We start from the raw sequence: 1276 nt of genomic DNA, 5'->3' as shown, positions 1-1276 counted from the left end.
GAATTTCAATCGAGTCTGACCCCGTTGATTACTTTCTATTAGTATCGATTTCTATATAATGTCGGGTTTTATTTTTCGTCGGATTATCACCCAGCATGTCAGAACAAAACACTCCTGAAAAAGACACCGAAGTTAAGCACTTTTTACAGCAGGCTATCGAGCAGGACATTGCCGATAACAAGCATGGCGGCAAGGTTGTTACGCGTTTTCCTCCTGAGCCGAATGGCTTTTTACACATTGGTCACGCTCGTTCTATTTGGTTGAACTTTGGTTTAGCGAAAGAGTATGGCGGTGAGTGTAACCTTCGTTTTGATGACACCAACCCTGAAAAAGAAGAGCAGGCCTATATTGATGCGATTCAGGAAGATGTTAAGTGGTTAGGCTACGACTGGTCGGGTGAGGTGCGTTATGCTTCTAACTACTTCGACAAGTTTTATGACTGGGCTTTGCATCTCATCAATCAAAAATTGGCTTATGTTTGTCACCTTTCCCCTGCCGAAGCCAAAGAGTATCGTGGTTGGGCGACGTCTCCTGGTAAAGAAAGTCCTTATCGAGAGCGTACAGTTGAAGAGAATTTAGCTGAGTTCGAGAAGATGCGTGCCGGTGAGTACGATGAAGGCGCTTGTGTTTTACGCGCCAAGATCGATATGGCCTCACCAAATATGAATTTGCGTGACCCGATTCTTTATCGTATCCGTAAGGCTTCTCATCATCAAACGGGTGATAAGTGGTGTATTTATCCGAGTTATGATTTTGCTCATGGGCAGGAAGATGCCATTGAAGGTGTGACGCACTCAATTTGTACCTTGGAGTTTCAGGCTCACCGGCCTTTATATGAGTGGTTTACGGAAAACCTACCTGTTCCGAGTAAGCCTCGCCAGTACGAATTTGGTCGTTTGAACTTGAACTATACCGTTACCAGTAAACGTAAGCTTAAGAAGTTGGTGGATGACAGTGTCGTTTCAGGTTGGGATGACCCGCGTATGCCAACGGTATCAGGTATGCGTCGTCGTGGCTTTACGCCCACTGCGCTAAAAAGCTTCTGCGATATGATCCCTGTTTCAAGCAAGAACAATAGTGATATTGACGTGGCGATTCTTGAGCGAGCGATTCGTGATGATTTAAACGACAATGCTGCGCGCGCCATGTGTGTGATGAACCCTATTAAGGTGACGATATCTAACATGGCTGATAATAACGCCCAGGGTGCTGACGAATTGCTGAATGCTGCCTGTCACCCTAGTAAGCCGGAGTTAGGGAGTCGCAGTCTGCCATT

General features: G+C 45.8%; 1 protein-coding gene. It reads left to right on the top strand.

Going from position 1 to position 1276, the window contains the following annotated elements; all coding sequences use genetic code 11:
* Window positions 1-95: 95 nt before the first annotated feature.
* Window positions 96-1276 (top strand): glutamine--tRNA ligase (gene glnS / locus A3756_RS12270; RefSeq protein WP_068553594.1); only part of this gene is annotated, 1181 nt, incomplete at its 3' end.

The organism is Oleiphilus sp. HI0086 (assembly GCF_001635225.1).
The sequence above is the reverse complement of the archived record's forward strand: the minus strand, read 5'-3'. Positions and strand labels throughout refer to the sequence as shown.